Raw genomic sequence first — 426 nt, 5'->3', positions numbered from 1 at the left:
CACAACAAACCTAGCGCCCGACTACGCAAGGAATTGCCATGCCCACCGAACCGCCATCGTTTTCGTTGCGCGAGCTGGTGCGCCTAAGTGGGGAAACCAAGATCCAGGCCGACTTCTGCGCGTTGGAACGCAAAGCCCAGGAAGAAATGGACAAGCGCGCGGCGGATCACCTCGCCTGGCTGGACAGCGAGCTGCTCGAGCGCGCGCTCGACTTCTACGACCGCCAGCAGCCGGTGTGGGGCCAGGCCTTCGCGGCGCAGATCGCCCAGTGCGTGCTGGGCATGAATGGCTGCCCCCAAGGCGCGGCAAGGTTGGCCGCCTGGTGGGCGGATACCAGTATCGCCAAACAGAACCTGGTGGGTCGCGCCCTGACCCGCAACCAGGCCGACATCGAAGCAGAAACCCGCATCGCTTTCGCCAAGGCCC

General features: G+C 64.8%; 1 pseudogene. It reads left to right on the top strand.

The annotated features are described in order from the left end of the window. Positions 1 to 38: 38 nt before the first annotated feature. Positions 39 to 426, top strand: a pseudogene (locus DM813_RS00045) (hypothetical protein); the annotation flags it as partial.

The organism is Pseudomonas alkylphenolica (genome assembly GCF_004025535.1).
Taxonomy (GTDB): Bacteria; Pseudomonadota; Gammaproteobacteria; order Pseudomonadales; family Pseudomonadaceae; genus Aquipseudomonas; species Aquipseudomonas alkylphenolica_A.
The sequence above is the reverse complement of the archived record's forward strand: the minus strand, read 5'-3'. Positions and strand labels throughout refer to the sequence as shown.